Source organism: Devosia sp. Z11_6, from assembly GCF_058133665.1.
The window spans coordinates 922,209-938,376 of sequence record NZ_JBYUNQ010000001.1 but is presented as its reverse complement, the minus strand read 5'-3'; the positions used below and the strand labels follow the sequence as shown (position 1 = coordinate 938,376).

General features: G+C 61.5%; 14 protein-coding genes. 7 read left to right on the top strand and 7 right to left on the bottom strand.

Going from position 1 to position 16,168, the window contains the following annotated elements; translation table 11 throughout:
* The first annotated feature begins 175 nt into the window (after nt 1-175).
* The 3 genes from AC3YMN_RS04405 to flaF all read left to right on the top strand — a co-directional run bounded on the left by AC3YMN_RS04405 (nt 176) and on the right by flaF (nt 2,206).
* On the top strand, nt 176-1,351 hold the full coding sequence (locus tag AC3YMN_RS04405; protein ID WP_489889058.1) for a flagellin N-terminal helical domain-containing protein: 1,176 nt from the start codon (nt 176-178) through the stop codon (nt 1,349-1,351).
* 113 nt (nt 1,352-1,464) lie between these two features.
* Nucleotides 1,465-1,890 (top strand): flagellar biosynthesis repressor FlbT, encoded by a 426-nt coding sequence (flbT, locus tag AC3YMN_RS04400; RefSeq protein WP_127753473.1) that lies wholly within the window; start codon nt 1,465-1,467, stop codon nt 1,888-1,890.
* Nucleotides 1,841-2,206 (top strand): flagellar biosynthesis regulator FlaF, encoded by a 366-nt coding sequence (gene flaF, locus AC3YMN_RS04395; RefSeq protein ID WP_489889057.1) that lies wholly within the window; start codon nt 1,841-1,843, stop codon nt 2,204-2,206. The genes flbT and flaF overlap by 50 nt, the downstream gene beginning before the upstream one ends.
* A 68-nt stretch (nt 2,207-2,274) precedes the next feature.
* On the opposite strand, the gene AC3YMN_RS04390 is transcribed toward flaF, so the two are convergent.
* The 3 genes from AC3YMN_RS04390 to AC3YMN_RS04380 all read right to left on the bottom strand — a co-directional run bounded on the left by AC3YMN_RS04390 (nt 2,275) and on the right by AC3YMN_RS04380 (nt 7,131).
* A complete protein-coding gene (locus tag AC3YMN_RS04390) occupies nt 2,275-3,885 on the bottom strand; it encodes a flagellin (protein WP_489889056.1) in 1,611 nt (536 codons plus the stop codon).
* 12 nt (nt 3,886-3,897) lie between these two features.
* Nucleotides 3,898-5,730, bottom strand: coding sequence for a flagellar hook-associated protein FlgK (gene flgK, locus AC3YMN_RS04385; RefSeq protein ID WP_489889055.1), 1,833 nt, complete (start codon nt 5,728-5,730; stop codon nt 3,898-3,900).
* A 63-nt stretch (nt 5,731-5,793) separates the two neighbouring features.
* Complete coding sequence (locus AC3YMN_RS04380) at nt 5,794-7,131, bottom strand: flagellar hook protein FlgE (RefSeq protein WP_489889054.1); 1,338 nt, start codon at nt 7,129-7,131, stop codon at nt 5,794-5,796.
* A 242-nt stretch (nt 7,132-7,373) separates the two neighbouring features.
* On the opposite strand from AC3YMN_RS04380, the gene AC3YMN_RS04375 reads away from it, so the two are divergent.
* A complete protein-coding gene (locus tag AC3YMN_RS04375; protein ID WP_489889053.1) occupies nt 7,374-8,240 on the top strand; it encodes an ATPase in 867 nt (288 codons plus the stop codon).
* A 66-nt stretch (nt 8,241-8,306) separates the two neighbouring features.
* Nucleotides 8,307-9,227, top strand: coding sequence for a homoserine O-succinyltransferase (locus tag AC3YMN_RS04370; RefSeq protein WP_489889052.1), 921 nt, complete (start codon nt 8,307-8,309; stop codon nt 9,225-9,227).
* 41 nt (nt 9,228-9,268) lie between these two features.
* On the opposite strand, the gene AC3YMN_RS04365 is transcribed toward AC3YMN_RS04370, so the two are convergent.
* A complete protein-coding gene (locus AC3YMN_RS04365; RefSeq protein ID WP_489889051.1) occupies nt 9,269-11,248 on the bottom strand; it encodes a PhoX family protein in 1,980 nt (659 codons plus the stop codon).
* Between the two features lie 191 nt (nt 11,249-11,439).
* Between AC3YMN_RS04365 and AC3YMN_RS04360 the strand changes: the two genes are divergently transcribed.
* Both AC3YMN_RS04360 and AC3YMN_RS04355 read left to right on the top strand, forming a co-directional pair.
* Nucleotides 11,440-12,888 carry a YcjX family GTP-binding protein gene (locus AC3YMN_RS04360; protein ID WP_489889050.1) on the top strand — a complete coding sequence of 483 codons (1,449 nt, stop codon included), beginning with the start codon at nt 11,440-11,442 and terminating at the stop codon, nt 12,886-12,888.
* Nucleotides 12,885-13,895 (top strand): YcjF family protein, encoded by a 1,011-nt coding sequence (locus AC3YMN_RS04355; protein ID WP_489889049.1) that lies wholly within the window; start codon nt 12,885-12,887, stop codon nt 13,893-13,895. The genes AC3YMN_RS04360 and AC3YMN_RS04355 overlap by 4 nt, the downstream gene beginning before the upstream one ends.
* Before the next feature lies 1 nt (nt 13,896).
* Here the strand turns inward: AC3YMN_RS04355 and AC3YMN_RS04350 are convergent, their stop codons facing one another.
* From AC3YMN_RS04350 to AC3YMN_RS04340, 3 genes are all read right to left on the bottom strand, one after another.
* Nucleotides 13,897-14,661, bottom strand: coding sequence for an EAL domain-containing protein (locus AC3YMN_RS04350; protein WP_489889048.1), 765 nt, complete (start codon nt 14,659-14,661; stop codon nt 13,897-13,899).
* A gap of 84 nt (nt 14,662-14,745) precedes the next feature.
* Nucleotides 14,746-15,066, bottom strand: a complete 321-nt coding sequence (locus tag AC3YMN_RS04345; protein ID WP_489889047.1) for a 2Fe-2S iron-sulfur cluster-binding protein — start codon at nt 15,064-15,066, stop codon at nt 14,746-14,748.
* Nucleotides 15,066-16,094, bottom strand: a complete 1,029-nt coding sequence (locus AC3YMN_RS04340) for an NAD(P)/FAD-dependent oxidoreductase (RefSeq protein WP_489889046.1) — start codon at nt 16,092-16,094, stop codon at nt 15,066-15,068. The genes AC3YMN_RS04345 and AC3YMN_RS04340 overlap by 1 nt, the downstream gene beginning before the upstream one ends.
* Between the last annotated feature and the right edge of the window lie 74 nt (nt 16,095-16,168).

The following is a 16,168-nucleotide window of genomic DNA, read 5'->3' as shown; positions in this document are numbered from 1 at the left end:
CTTTCATCAGCCGAGGGTCACAAGCCCGCGGCACGAAGCTGCTCGCCTTTGACAAACATGCTTACCGCCGCGCCAACAAGCATGGTTAACGCCCTTTTAGGAGTCGGCGCGCTATAGGTGATTCAACCTCAAGGAGAGGATCTGCCGAGTCTCGGCGCGTACTGAAGGAAGCATCATGTCCGATATCTCTCTTTCGAAAGCTGTGCGGTCAAACCTGCTTTCGCTCCAGAACACCGCGGACCTCATGGCGACCACCCAAGGGCGCCTGTCGACCGGCAACAAGGTCAACACTGCTCTCGATAACCCCACCAACTTCTTCACGGCCTCGTCGCTCAACAGCCGCGCGGGCGATCTGAACCAGCTGATGGACTCCATGGCCAATGGAATCCAGACCATCGAAGCGGCCAATAATGGCCTGACCTCCATCACAAAGACCCTGGAGTCGATGCAGTCCACCCTGCGCCAGGCGCGACAGGACAAGTCGTTCCATACTGAGTCCTTTGCGGTCTCGACCACCGACGGCAAGTTCGCCGGCACAGCCACTGCTGGAGCTGGCGACGCCACCACAACCCTGGTCTTCGGCGACACAACTGATGGGCTTGGCGCATTGGCCGCGCCTGTCACCGTGAATGTGGGCGGCCTGAGCCTGGACGAAACCGTGGCAGCGATCAACAAGGCGGCGGAATCCGGCGGTGCCCTCGCAGGCGCGGTCCGCGCAACCAACGATAACGGCAAGCTGCGAATCGAGAACATCTCGACCCAGCCTTTGGCGATGGAGAGCGGCGCTGGCTCCTCGATCAGCAATGCCGTGATCAAGGGCAATGCAGTCCGTGCCGACTTGGCCACGCAGTACAATGAACTGCGCGATCAACTCGACAAATTCTCCGATGACGCCTCATTCAACGGCATTAACTTGCTACGCGGCGATAAGCTGAAGATCACCTTCAACGAGACCGGCACCTCCGAAATGGAGCTCCAGTCCAACATCAACGGGACCAAGGGCGCCACGATCAACACAGCCACGCTCAAGCTCGACACCAGCATGACAGCGTCTGAACTCGACGCAGATGGTGACATCGATGAATACTTGGCGGGAGTAAAGGCCGCGCTGGCAACCGTGCGGTCTCAGGCGTCCTCCTTTGGCTCCTCGCTGTCCATCGTGCAGAACCGCCAGGACTTCACCAAGAACATGATAAATACCCTGGAAACCGGCGCGTCTAACCTGACCCTTGCTGACATGAACGAAGAAGCCGCCAACCTCCTCGCGCTCCAGACCCGCCAGTCGCTGTCCTCCTCCTCGCTGTCCCTCGCTTCGCAGGCCGACCAGTCGGTCCTGCAGCTGCTCCAGTAAGGGGCCGACAGGCAACTTCAGATCGCCAAGGCGGGCCGCGGCCCGCCTTCGTTGTTTTTGCGCTCACTGCGGGCTAGAACAGCCCCTGCTCTGCCCTGATCGGAACCAGCACCATGGCGCTCAAAGTCGAACTGAAACCCGGCGAAAAGCTCCTGGTGGGCCAATGCATCATCACCAATTCCGACCAGCGCACCCGCCTCTTTATTGATGGCCACGTCCCGATCCTCCGGGAAAAGGACATTTTGACCGCTGAAACGGCCAACACTCCCGCCAAGCGCATCTATCTGGCGGTACAGCTCATGTATATCGCCGAGGATATTGAAACCCCGCGCGAAGCTTACTTCGCTCTGGTCGATGAGTTCCTTGAAGCGGTTCCCTCGGCGGCCGAACTGATCGGCGAAATCAACAACGAGATATTAACTGGGGCTTTATATAAAGCTCTGAAGGCCGCTCAAAGGCTGATCGACTACGAACAGGACCTTCTTTCCCATGTATCAGCAAGGCGCCCGGGCCTACCAGCAGACGGCGAAAGTCGTTGAGAACCCACGCGAGCGTGAATCAGCACTCCTGATGAAGGCTGCAGGCAATCTGCAGCGCGTCAAAGACGAGTGGCCGGCAAGCTTTGACGACCTCGCGCCCGCCCTGACCTTCAACCGCAAGCTCTGGACCATCTTCATGAGCTCGGTGACCCGGCCCGACAATCCGCTGCCCCAGGACGTGCGCCAGAACATCGCCAATCTTGGTCTCTACATCCTCAACGAAACGCGCGAGATGATGATGCAGCCCCAACCGCAAAAGCTCGATACGCTGGTGCGCCTCAACCGCCAGATCGCAGCCGGGCTGCGCGGCGCCTGACCCACCTGACACTGGGCGTAAAAATAAACCCCCGCCTCGCAGCGGGGGTTTTATATTGAGAAGCCTAGCTAGACGAAGTTGACGAGGCTGAGCTGGCTCACCATGGAGGTCACCTGGTAGCTCGCCTGCAACCGCGTCTGCAGCGCGAGGATCTCCATGGCGACGTCTTCCTTGGAAACGGTTTCCACATCGCTCAGGATGTTCTCCAACTGGGCTTTGTAGTCCGTGTGGCGCTTGGAAGCATTGTTGGCCGCGTTGCGGGCAATCGCTAAATCCATGGTGATCCGCTCGACCGAGCCGGGCGATGAGTTGTGGCTTTCCGACAGCGCGCTCTGCTGACGATCCGCCATGCCGTCGAACAAACCGCGCGATTGCTGATACTGCGAGCCCACGACCCGTTCATATTCAGCCAGCGCTGCATCGCGCGCCGAGCCCGCCGGCAGCGCGTGCGCATCAACCCGCAATTGTTCGTTTTCGGGCTTGGCGCGGATATCGGCTTCCGACGAATACTTCGTTACGGTCAGCGCCGCCTGGGACTGCACCAGCTTGAGGATCCCGCTTTCCGTCGCCCGCAACCCATACTGGATTGTGGTGGAATCATCCACCTTAGCGGCAACGCCGGATCTGGCGTCTCCCTCCTTTTCACCCCGGTACCAGAACACCACTTCAGCGGGATCCGCGTCCACCAGCGTCGTAGCCGGCGGTCCGCCAGCTGGACGCCGGGGCACGCCGCTTTCGCTGAAAAAATCCGCCGCCGCTGCAAAGGTCGATGCTGCCTTGAGCGTCGAACCAGCCGCCTCCGCGAGTGCACCCTGCAGCGCCGATCGAAAGTTTTGCGCCATCACCTCGGGATCGGCATCAATGCTGAAGGCACCCCGCCCTGGGTTATCCTCAGCGCTGGCAACCAGTGTAACCTGCGTTTCCGTACCGTCAGGCAGCGTCAGGCCCATGGTTACGCTCTGCCCCGGGGTCGGCTGGGCAGTGAAGCTGACGCTCACCTGCCCCGTCGCTCCGGGTTGAGTGACAGCAATAGCGGGAGCACCCGTTGTGGATGTCGTCGAGAGCTTGAAACCAAAGGGATGCGTACCGTCTTGCGCGACCACGACCTCCCCGCTGCCGGCGGCAACGGCGGGCAAGTCGAGGCGGCCAAGTCCGTCTCCAAGATCTGCACTCTGGCGCTCGGCAAGCATCTGCTTGAAGCCCAGCCTGCCGCCTTCCCCCTCCAGCAGCACCTTTGCGTCAGGCAGTGGAGGAGTGTCCGTCACATTGCCGCCAAACAGATACCGGCCGGCAATGTCCTGGTTGAGCATGGTGACGATCTCGTCGAACCGCGCCGCTGCCTGGCCCGGAAGCGTGGCCATGCTGATATCGTTGGTGCCGTATTGCCCTTGGATTGCGGAATTTCGTGCCTCCCCTTCCATAGTGTCGAAGCGGGACATGGTCTTGTCGAGAAAGCTCAGGCGCAGGTTCACGGTCTGGATATTGGCGGCATAGCCTTCGATCTTGTCCAAGCGGGAGCGCACGGACAAGGACATCGGCAAGTCGCGCCCCATTTCAGCCAGGCTGCCCGCCTTCATCCCGGTGCCAAGCTGGGTCTGCAGGTTCCCCATCTTGCTCTGCATCTTGGAGATTACCGAAAAGCCCGTCTGCACCGGATACATCGACTTGTTGACGATCATCTATTGTCTCCTTCAGGTCGATGCGAAGAGTTGGTCGAGCAGTTCCTTGACCACCGACACAACCCTAGCATTGGCGGCGTAGGCGTTCTGCAGCTCGAGCAAGCGCGACATCTCTTCGTCGACATTGACGCCATATTCGCTCTGCATCTGGTCCATCACGGTGTCGAGGGTGAGTTGCTTGTCGCTGCTGCGCGTCATGGTCGCGGCGATATTGCTGCCCTGAAAGCCAATGGTCTGGGCGATCAGCTCGCCCACATTGCCGTTGAGCGGGAAGCGACCATTGCTAGTGCCGGACACAAAATCCATGCTACCCAGTTGCCCCAGGATATGGTGGGCACGATCGGCGTTCCCCAGCGACTGGCCCGGCGTGCTTTGCACCAGCAAGCGATTGTCCGCGAGCACGGCGGCATTGATCGAGATGCGGGCGGCAAACCCGGCCTTCTGGGGCGGCGTGCCGTCAATGCTGTTGGTGAAGGACGCCCGCGCTCCGTCGGTGAACAAGGACAGCCCGAGCCCACCATTCTGAAGATCAGTGGAGGTTGCCCTCTTGGTTACACTCGCAACTGTGGTGGACGGTCCAGTGGCAGTGAATGTCATTTCATTGCCGGCGCCGCTTACTGCAACCGCGACGAGCGGACCTGGAGCAAAGCTGTCAAATTTCGCCTGCAGCTGCGCCGCGGCAGCAGTGCTTCCGGCCGCGAAGTCGATGCCAATGACGCGTGCACCGGAGGCGTCGCGGTAATCGACATCAGCCTTTGTCGTGTTGACGATCTTGATCGACTGCGAAGTGCTACCGGTCTCGAGTTTCAGCAGCAGGTCGTTGCCTGGCTGCAACCCGCTGACATCGATAACAAAGCCTCCCGCCACCGCTGTCCCCGGCGTCTGCACCGTCGAAAATGCCTGGGCGAGCCCGGCCGCAATCTCGTCCAGCTGACTTTGCGCCTCCGGGAGGGTCTTGTCGCGGAGAGTCAGCAACCCGCCAAGCTCTCCCCCCCGGATTCCGCCCGACCGTTGCACGTCGATTTCCAATCCCGACGCGGTCACGAGGGTCAACTTGCCCACGCCAGACAACGCGGAGTCGCTGTTGAACTCCGAGGAAGCCGTGAGCCTTCCGGGTGTATCGAACCTGAAGCTTGCGGCCCGGCCATCAACCAACCCCACCCCGGAGCCGGTCATCAGGGCAACAGTCCCGTCGGCCTTGTAATCCGCCTTCACGTCGATGAGTTCGGCCACCGAGGAAACCAGGCGATCGCGCTGGTCCAGCAACGAAGCCCGGGCCGCATCATCGCCGCCGCGATCGAGCAAGCGGGTATTGACCTCTTTCAGGGAAGCCAAAATGCCGTTGAGGTTCTGAACATTGGCCCCGATCTGGACTTCTGTCTGAGAACGCATCGCCTGGACATCGCCAGAAAGCCGGTTCAGTGCTTCAGCCACGGCCTGGGCTTGGCTAAGCGCCTGCGCCCGCACCGTATAGTCGTCGGGGCTGGTGGCGAGACCCTGCATGGCGTTCTGCAGCTGGCCGTAAAGCGTATCGAGCGAACCCGCGCTACCCGGCTTGTCGAGAAAGCCCCCCAGCCGCTCCAGGTAGCTTGCCTGAACCCCGGCGTTCGCGGTGTCAGAGACCTGGCGGGTGTAATAGGTCTGCAGACTGGTGTTGAACGCCCGGGTAGTCCCGAGCGTGCGCGCATAACTGCTGTTCTCGTTGTTGTAGTCGCCAACGGAGAGCGACTGCCGGTGATAGCCTGGCGTGCCCTGGTTGGCCACATTGCGGCTCAGAATGGCCAGGGAATCCTGGTTCACCCGCAGTCCGGAAACCGCGTTGTTCAAGGAGGTGGTCAGACCCATGGCGCATGCTCCTGTTCAAACAGGCGAGGTCGAATCCATCGTCCTCGCCGCCCCGATCCTCGGCTATCGGATCATGTTCAAGGCTTCTTGCAGCATCTCGTCAGCGGTGCTGACGATGCGCGTACCGGCGGCATAGGCCTGCTGGGTCACGATCAGCTTGGTGAACTCGTCCGAGATATCGGTGTTGGACGCCTCGAGGGCCCCGCCGATGATGCCGCCGCCGGAAAGATCGAGAATGGCCTCGCCCGATTCAGAAGTGGTGGCATAAACCCCGCCATCCAGGCGCTTGAGCTTGTTGATGGCGTTGAACTCCGCCGTCACCACCTGCGCCACGTCGATGCGCTTGCCGTTCGAGTACGTGGCAACGACCCGACCGCTGTCGCTGATCGCCACCGACACGAACTCACCCGCGGCATAGCCATCCTGGCTAAGCGTCGACACGTCAGCAGTACCGTTCACGTCATCGAACTGGGTCAAGCCGCCCTTGCCGAACTGCAGCTTCACGTCACCGATGGCGGTGCCATTGACGTTGACGCCGGGGATAGTGATTTCCGATCCGGTCGGCTCCGTCATAGTTCCATCGGGACCGAAGGCAAACTCGCCGGCTTCCGTCCAGACGTTTTCAGTGCCGTCGTTACCATAGTAAAACAGCGTCCACTTGTCCTCAGCTACAGGAGGCGCGGCGGCGGGATCGGCATGCGCCGTTTTCGCCCAACGCAACTGAACATCGGCAGGCGCGCCGTTCTTGGCATATAGCGTCACAGACCCACCCTCAATTGACTGGGCGAGGAACTGCTCCGGAGTCCGGGGAGCAGGCTGCAACAGTGAGGTGGCGGGATCAGTCCCATCATAAGCCGCCGGGCGCGGCATCTGCGGCAGATTGGCCTCGTAATTGATCACACTGGACTGCCGCGCACCAAGGAAGCCATTGGAGATCTGGATTGGAGCCGGCACGGAGCCCGAGACGTTCCCCGTCGCCCGATCAACCGGCAGACCCTTGAGATAATAGCCCGCGCCATTGACGAGACGCCCATCCTTGTCAAGTTCGAAGTCGCCCCGTCGAGTATAGAAATTGGTCCCCGAGAACACGGCATTGCCGTCGGACTGCCCAACCTTGGGCTCGACAACGAAAAAGCCATTGCTGTTCAGCGCCACGAAGGTCTCACTCGAAACCGTCTTGATATCGCCGCGAACCTCGTTGGTGCCGCGCGACTGCGCCAGTACCGCACCCGGAACCTGCCGTTTGGTGGGAGCATCCGGGATCAGATCCACGAAATCGGTCTCGATGCGCTTATACGCCGTGGTCTGCGAGTTCGCGATATTCCCCGAGATATTCTCCAGCGCGTGCGCTTGTGCCCGCAGCCCGGTGACCGCGCTGGAAAGAGCCCCGTAAATTCCCATTCTAAACTCCAACACACCTTGCGCCTGCGCGCTTCACCCTTGGTAATGCAAGCAGAGTGCCAAAACACAGAAGCTTGGAAAGCAAGGAGATTTGCTCAAGATGCGCGGCTTTCGGGCGCCAGGCCCGGCATGATCAACCCACGACCCGGCAAGAATTGCCGCGTGCTTGTGGAGCGGACGCCGTTGCAGTAAACGCGGGCAACCACCACCATCGCCCCAATTCTTTCGGACTGCCGGTACCCATGCTGTTCAAATCCGCCGACGATTTTATCCGGGCACCGCACCGTGCGGTCACCGTGTTTGGCATGGCAGGGGTCGGCAAGACCCGGCTGGCCTCGATGCTGCGCGCCTCGAACTGGTTTCATTATTCAGCCGATTATCGCATCGGCACCCGCTATATGGGCGAGGCCATCGTCGACAACTTCAAGCGTGAGGCCATGAAGGTGCCGTTCCTGGCGGAACTGCTGCGCTCGGACTCGATCTATATCTCGTCCAACATCACCTTCGACAATCTCGATCCGCTCTCGACCTATCTGGGCACGCCCGGCAATCCCGAGGCGGGCGGGCTGCCGCTGCACGAATACCAGCGTCGGCAGGAGCAGCATCGCGTGGCCGAGATTGCCGCGCTCCTCGATGTGCCCCATTTCATCGAGCGCGCACATGCCCTTTATGGCTACAACGACTTCATCGCCGATACCGGCGGCTCGCTGATCGAGGTGATCGATCCCACCGACCCGGCCGATCCGGTGGTCAGCACCCTGGCAGCGAGCACCGCGCTGCTCTATATCAGAGGCACCGACAAGGACGCAGCCGAACTGGTGCGTCGCTTCAAGCAGAACCCCAAGCCAATGTATTACCGTCCGCACTTTCTGGTTGAGAAATGGGCCGAGTACAAAGCCTTGAACGGCATCACCGAGGATCGTGACGTGGACCCCGCCGGCTTTGGCGCCTGGGGCTTTGAGGCCCTGTTGCATGACCGGCTGCCGCGTTACCAGCAGCTGGCCGACAATCACGGCTATGTCGTTGAGGCGTCTGACCTCGCCATGGTGCGCGACGGCCAGGGGTTTGTGGATCTGATGGCCGCGGCGATCGAGCAGCGAATGCGCTAGCGCGCCTCCCCCGGGAGACGCGCATTGCCGACATCGCCATGATCTCCTGCCCCTACGAGGCTCGCTATGCCTATTCGCATTCCCGACAATCTACCCGCCCGCAAGACGCTCGAAGACGAGGGCGTCAACGTCATGGATTCCTCACGCGCCGCGCGCCAGGATATCCGACCGCTCGAAATCGGCCTCCTCAACCTGATGCCCAACAAGGAGCGCACCGAAACCCAGTTCACCCGGCTGATCGGCTCGACCCCGCTCCAAGTCAACCTGTCGCTGGTGCGGATCACCGATCACCGCTCCAAGAACACCTCCGAAGAATATCTCAATAGCTTCTACCAGACCTGGGAAGAGGTGCGCGAACGCAAGTTCGACGGCTTCATCGTCACGGGGGCGCCGATCGCCAATATCCCGTTCGAAGAGGTGCGTTATTGGCGTGAGATGGTCGAGATCATGAACTGGACGCAGACCAACGTCCACCACACCATGTTCATCTGCTGGGGCGCGCAGGCGGCGCTGCACCATTTCCATGGCGCCCGGCGCTATCGCATGGACAGCAAGGCATTCGGCGTGTTCCGGCACCGGGTGGTCAACCCGCGCTCGCCGTTCCTGCGCGGCTTCTCCGATAGTCCGATGATCCCGGTGTCGCGCTACAATGACATCGATCGCACCACCCTTGGCAGCAATCTCGAGATCCTGATCGACAATCGCGAGATCGGGGTCAGCATGCTGGGCGACCGGCAGCACCGCGCGGTCTATTTCCTCAATCATCTGGAATACGACAACCGCTCGCTGGCCGACGAGTTCGAGCGCGACCGCAAGGCCGGCCTCGACACCCCGCCTCCGGCCAACTTGTTCCCTAACGGCGACACATCTGCCGAACCCGAAAACCGTTGGCGCAGTCACGCCCATCTGTTGTTCCAGAACTGGATCAACGAGATTTACCAGACTACCCCATATGATCTCAGCAACATCAACACGCCGGAGGACTAAATAAGTGCGGGGAAGGCTAAGGCGCCTTCCCCGCACTTAGCCTATACGGCGATCTTGCCGCCACCCTGCTTGGTGATCACCACCACAGATGGGCGCACGGGCATGGCGCCGTCAAAGTCCGGCCAGCGCGTGGACAGATCCTCGTAGTACGAGACGCGGCCAAAGCCCTCCCAGTCCTCACCACCATCTGCGGGGTGCTGCACGGCGACAAAGGCGGTTTCGTCATCCGGGGTGAACAATGGCCCGCACATCTCGGCGCCTACCGGGACGCGGAAGAACAGCTTGGAGGTCGCCCGTGCATCGCCTTCGGTGTCTACGGCCCACAAGCCGTCGGTGCGACCGGTGTCCGACGGATTATTGCCGTCGGTGGAAACCCAGAGGCGCCCCGCAGCATCGACCGCACAGTTGTCGGGCATGCCAAACCAGCCATTTGCCGTGGTCGCAGTCGAGAATGTAGCGCCAACTTCGGCGACTGAGGGGTCGCCGCACTTGAGCATGACATCCCAGGTCCCGGTAGTCGCCGCAAAGTCGCCGTCTGTCTCGCCAATCTCGATGATGTGGCCGAAAGCGTTCTTGGCTCGCGGATTGGCGGCGTCTTCCTGTCCAGCCTCACGCCTCGTGTTGTTGGTCAACATCACGTACACTTTGCCATTGATGCCATTGGGCTGAATGTCCTCAGGACGATCCATCTTGGTAGCCCCGAGCAGATCGGCAGCAAGCCGCGTTGCGATCACCACATCCGCTTGGCTGGCAAAGCCATTCTCGGGCGTGAGGGGGCCTTCGCCCTGCACGAGCGGCATCCAGACCAGAGTGCCATCTTCAGCGAACTTGGCGACATAAAGCGTGCCCTCGTTGAGCAGGTCCATATTTGCCGTTCGGTCATCCGGATTGAATTTTCCAGCGGTTACGAACTTGTAAACGTAGTCGAAGCGCTCGTCGTCGCCGAGGTAAAACACTACCCGGCCATCCCTGGCTATGATGGACTCTGCACCCTCGTGCTTGAAGCGGCCCAGCGCGGTACGCTTCTTGGGAATGGAGCTGGGATCCATGACGTCGACTTCAACAACATAGCCAAAGCGATTGGGCTCGTTGGGCTCCTTGGACAGATCGAACCGGTCATAATAGTTGGCCCACTCATAAGAGCCTTCGGGGATGCCGAGGCGCTTGTAGTTCGCCGCTTCCGGGTGGTCGGGAGCGAGTTCTCCGGCAAAGTAGCCGTGGATGTTCTCCTCGGCCATGATGTAGGTGCCCCAGGGGGTTACGCCGCCGGCACAGTTGTTGATGGTGCCAAAGACTTTAGTGCCTGTGGGGTCCGCATTGGTCTTGAGGCGATAGTGGCCAGCGGCGGGACCAGTGACTTCCATTTCCGTGTTGACGGTGATGCGACGATTGAGTGCTCCGTCCTTAACCACGGCCCACTTGCCATCCGTTTTGCGGATTTCCACCACTGTGCCGCCATGCGCCATCAGCTCGATGTCGACCTGATCCTTGGTGAGCGGCTTGGTCGTGATCTCGCCCTCCACGATTTCCACGATGCCGGGAAACATCAAGTGCGGGTTGGTGTACTCGTGATTGACCACAAGCAAACCGTGCTCGGATGAGTCGTCGAATGGGATATAACCGACATAGTCGTTGTTGTAGCCGAATTGGCGGCTCTGAGCGTCCGCCGTCTGGGCGGCGGGATTGAACTCGGGCGCGTCCGCGAACAAGGCGTCGCCCCAGCGCAGCAGAATATCGGCGTCGTAGCCCTCGGCTACGTGGTGTGTCTCGTCGATACCAGCTTCAACCTCGGTGAAGTTGAATGCTGACCCTCCCGCGGCCTTCGCCTTCCCCGCCGTCATCAAGGCAAGGGGGCTGATGGTTGCGGCAATAGCGGACACCGCCAGCGAGCCCTGCAGGAAGCCACGACGCGAGAAACGGGCGCTGATCAACTCCCCCATAGTGGGGTTGGTTGTCGGGTTGCGTGGCGTTGTGTCGACGGCCTCAAGCTGCGAAGTTCGGAAGGGGGATTGATCGTTCATGGATGAGCTCCTCAACAAGCCTGGAACGCGGATAGATTTGAACCATTCCAAGCTGTAAGCAGCCATCCTGAAAGTTGCGCGACGGCCGAACGACAGTTCGGTGACAGCTGCGGCTCGCCAGGTGATCTGCCCAGCGGCTTGAACGGGCCGCACAACACCCTATGTTCGCAGCCGAACCGGAGAAAAGCCGCGTGGCAGGATCGCCCACTACCCTTGTCGACGAACTGGGCATCGCTCTCGCCAATCTGGCGGATTCCGCGACGGGGGCCTTCACTCCAACGCTGCGGCTGGGGGTGACAGGCCTCAGCCGCGCCGGCAAGACCATCTTCATCACCGCCCTCGTACATAACCTGCTCACCGGCGGGCGCCTTCCCGGTTTTGCGGTTATGGCCGAGGGGCGCTTCATCGGCGCGCGGCTGGCCGAATATCCTGAAGCCACCATCCCGCGCTTTGCCTATGAGCAGCATCTGGAATCCCTCACCAGCCGCGAACCTTTCTGGCCCGAAGGGACGCGGCGCATCTCGCAACTGCGGCTAGTGCTGAAATACCAGTCGGCCGGCTGGCTGTCGGGAATGCGAGGCGCGCGCACGCTCAACCTCGACATTGTCGATTACCCCGGCGAGTGGCTGCTGGACCTGCCGCTGCTGGCGCTCAGCTTTGAGGACTGGAGCCGGGAAGCGCTCGAGCGCGCACAGCGGCCTGTTTCGCTCCGCCAGGCCGGCCCGTTCCTGGAACTACTGGCCGCCACTGACCCTATGTCGGCGGCTAACGACCTGGAGGCCGAACGGCTGGCCGCCGCCTTCACTGAGTATCTGCGCCGCAGCCGCGAGGACGATGCGCTATCGACCTTGCCGCCAGGCCGGTTCCTGCTGCCCGGCGACCTCGAAGGCTCGCCCGCCCTGACCTTTGCGCCGCTACCGCTGACTGCTGGGGCGCGCAGCTCGAGCCTTTATGCCATGCTGGCGGGCCGCTATGAGGCCTATAAGGACCAGGTGGTACGCCCGTTCTTTCGCGAGCACTTTGCCCGGCTCGATCGCCAGATCGTCCTCGTCGACACCTTGCGCGCCCTCAATGCGGGACCCGCTGCCGTTGCCGATCTCGAGACGGCACTGACGGCTGTGCTTTCCTGCTTCCGGCAGGGCGAAACCAACCCGCTGCTGCGTCCCTTTACCCGCAAGATCGATCGCATCCTGTTTGCAGCCACCAAAGCCGATCACGTCCATCACACCAGCCACGATCGGCTCGAAGCCATCCTCAACCGCCTGGTCGCCGATGCCAGCAAGCGGGCGCGCTTTGCCGGGGCGCAATCGCGCTCGATTGCCCTCGCAGCCATCCGCGCCACCCGCGAAGGCACGATAACCGAAGGCGGTGAAACCCTGCCGACCATCATCGGCACCCCCATGGCCGGCGAGGAGCTCGATGGCACCCGCTATGATGGCATGACCGAGATCGCGCTGTTCCCGGGCGATCTGCCCGCCCGTCCGGATTCCCTCTTTGCCGATGGCGTGCCGGTGTCACTGAACTTCCTGCGCTTCACCCCGCCGCGCAACCTCGAGCATAATTCGAGCGGCGACGTGGTGCTCCCCCATATCCGGTTCGACCGGGCTCTCGACTTCCTGCTGGGAGACCGTCTGGCATGAAACGCCCCGTCGCTTATCCCACCAATCAACCCAGTGAGACGCCCGAACTCAGCCGCGCGCCGCGCGCCTTTGCTCCGGCCGACGTTGTCGTCGCCGAGCCCCAGTTCGATCCGAGCCTTGAGGAAGACCTTGTTGCTCCACCGATCAAGAAGATGGGTTTTTGGGGCAAGCTCGCCTGGGGCGCCGGCAGCATCCTGGTGTCAGCGGGGCTGGGCCTGGCCGCAGATCGGTTGATCCGTGATCTCTTCGCCAGCAATCTCTGGCTGGGCTATGCGGGCCTGGTTGCCCTCGCGATTTTCGTTATGGCCGTCATCGCCCTTGCGGCCCGCGAAGTCTTCGCCCTGCGCCGCCTGCGCGTCCTCGATGCCCTCCGGCATGACGCCGACAGCGCCTTTACCAGCAATGATGCCGATGAGGCCAAGCGCACATTGCAGCGGCTCGAAGCCGTTTATGCCGACCGAGCCGATCTTGCGCGCTCCCGTCAAACCGTGGCGGAAAACCTGCCGCATCTGTTTGATGGCCACGAGATGATCGCGCTTGGCGAGCGCAGCTTGATGGCGCCGCTCGATGCGCGCGCCAAAGCACTCACTGCGGCCTCCGCGCGACGGGTTGCGCTGGTCACCGCCGTATCGCCCCGGGCGCTGGTCGATGTCGCCTTCGTTGTCTACGAGAGCTTCCGGCTGGCCGGGGCGATCGCCCGGCTCTACGGCGCTCGCCCGGGCTTCTTTGGCTCCTGGCGCCTGCTAGGCGCCGTTCTCACCCATCTGGCAGTGACGGGTGGCCTGGTGCTGACCGACGGGCTAGTTGAGCAACTGATCGGCCAGGGCCTAGCCGCCAAACTCTCCGCCCGGCTGGGTGAGGGCGTGGTGAATGGCTTGATGACGGTTCGCGTCGGCATTGCAGCCATCCGCGTGGTCCGCCCCCTGCCCTTCAAGACCCAGGCTCAGCCCATGGTGCGCGACTTCATCCCCGAACTCACCAAGCTTGCCGGCGACGCCGCCAAATAGCTTAAGTGGCCTTGGCCAACTCGTTGAAGCTCTGGAAGCTTTCCACCTGTGGGCGAGCGAAATAATACCCTTGGAACAGCCGGATCCCCATGCCGCGCAACACGGCAAGTTCCTCGGCGCTCTCGACGCCCTCAGCCAGCAAGGTAATATCGAGTTCGGCTGCAATGCCGGCAAGACCGCGCACGATCGCCTGCTTGACCTTCGAGCTGCCAATGCCGCGCAGCAATTCCATGTCGAGCTTGATCAGATCGGTCTGGAACTGCGCCAGTAGCGACAGTCCGGCATAGCCGGCCCCGAAATCGTCCAGTGCCGTGGTGAAGCCCATGCGATGGTATTCGGCCACGATGTGGCTGACATGAGCGACATCATCCATGCGCTCGTTTTCGGTGAATTCGAACATCAGCCGGGAAGGATCGAACTGCGTCCTTGCGGCCGCTGCCAGGGTAGCGCGGATGCAGGCCTTGGGCTCATAGACCGCATTTGGCATGAAGTTGATGCTCAGCTTGGCGTCGCTGTCGCGCAGCTTCGGGCCAGCCAATTCGATTGCCTTGACCCGGCAGGCCTGATCGAAGGCGTAGCGGTTCTTCTCATTTACTTGGCTCAGGACCTGGAACGCCCCTTCCCCGCCCACGCCGCGCACCAGGGCTTCATAGCCCCAGATCTTGCCGGCAGGAACATCGACGATGGGCTGGAACGCCATGGTGAAGGGGATCGAAAATGCATTGGCGTCGGCATTGCGACAGCCCTCGCATGATGTGGCGCTCATTTGGGAAACTCGTGGTGCAGGACTGTAACGACGCACCACTACTGTTCTGCGCCAGAAGTTAAACAACCGCCAACAGCAACAGAGTTATTCCTTGGAGGCGCTCTGGGCCAGCGTAACCTTGAGCCCGTCGAGGCCCTCGTCCATCAGGATCTGGCACGACAGGCGCGAATTGGGACGAACATCCCCGACGCTGTCGAGCATATCTTCTTCTTCATCGCTCGGCGGCCCGACAGTTTCGAGCCAATCGGCGTCAACATAGACATGGCAGGTGGCGCAGCTGAGCGCGCCCCCGCACTCGGCCTTGATGTTGAGGCCCCAGTCGCGAATGACTTCCATCACCCGCCAGCCTTCGAGCCCTTCGAGCGTATGGGTTTCCCCGGCCTGGTCCGTGACGTGAATTTCCATCAGGCGACGCCCAGCTTTTTTTGCAGCTTGGTGGAGCTGGTGGTGTATTGGAAGATCACGCGCTCGCCGGGCGAAACGACCGCCTTCGCCGCCTGCGCCATCAAAGCGGCCTCATGGAAGCCCGACAGGATCAGCTTGAGCTTTCCGGGATAGGAATTGATGTCGCCAATGGCGAAGATGCCCGGCACGGAGGTTTCGAACTTTTCGGTATCGACCACGATGGTGTTGTCGTTGAGCTCGAGCCCCCAGTCGGCCACCGGGCCCAGCTTCATGGTCAGCCCGAAGAACGGCAGCAGGCGGGTCGCGGGTACCGAGAGGTCGCCGGCACTGGTGGTCAGATGCACATGGTTGATCTGCCCGTTCTCGCCATCGAGCTTCGCGATCTGGCCGGTCAGGAAATTGATCTTACCCTCCGCGACCAGCTCCTGCATCTTGTTGACCGAAGCAGGCGCTGCCTTGAACACCGGGCGGCGGTGCACCAGGGTCAGGGAATTGACGATGGGCTGCAGATTAAGCGTCCAATCGAGTGCGGAGTCTCCGCCCCCGACGATCACCACATCCTGGCCGCGGAAATCGTCCATGCGACGCACGGAATAGAACACCGACTTGTTCTCGAACGCTTCGATACCTTCGACGGGCGGGCGCTTGGGCTGGAACGAGCCACCGCCGGCGGCGATCACCACCACCTTGGTGTTGAAGACCTCGTCAGCATCGGTCACCAGACGGAACGAGCCATCGGCCTGCTTGTCGATGGAAGTGACCATGCGGTTGAAGTGGAACTCAGGCGAGAACGGCGCGATCTGCGCCATCAGATTATCAGTGAGCTGCTGGCCCGTGATCACCGGGAAGCCCGGGATGTCGTAGATCGGCTTTTCCGGATACAGCTCGGCGCACTGCCCGCCAGGCCGATCCAGAATGTCGATGAAGTGGCATTTGAGATCCAGCAAACCGAGCTCAAAGGCGGCAAAGAGCCCGCAAGGGCCCGCGCCGATCACAACAACATCGGTGGTGATTTCAGTTCCGCTCATACTGTTCTCAAGTCCGCTTCGGCTTGGCGCCTGCTCTCAAATTTCGGGTCGCCTGCGGGCACAGGGGCGCTCAC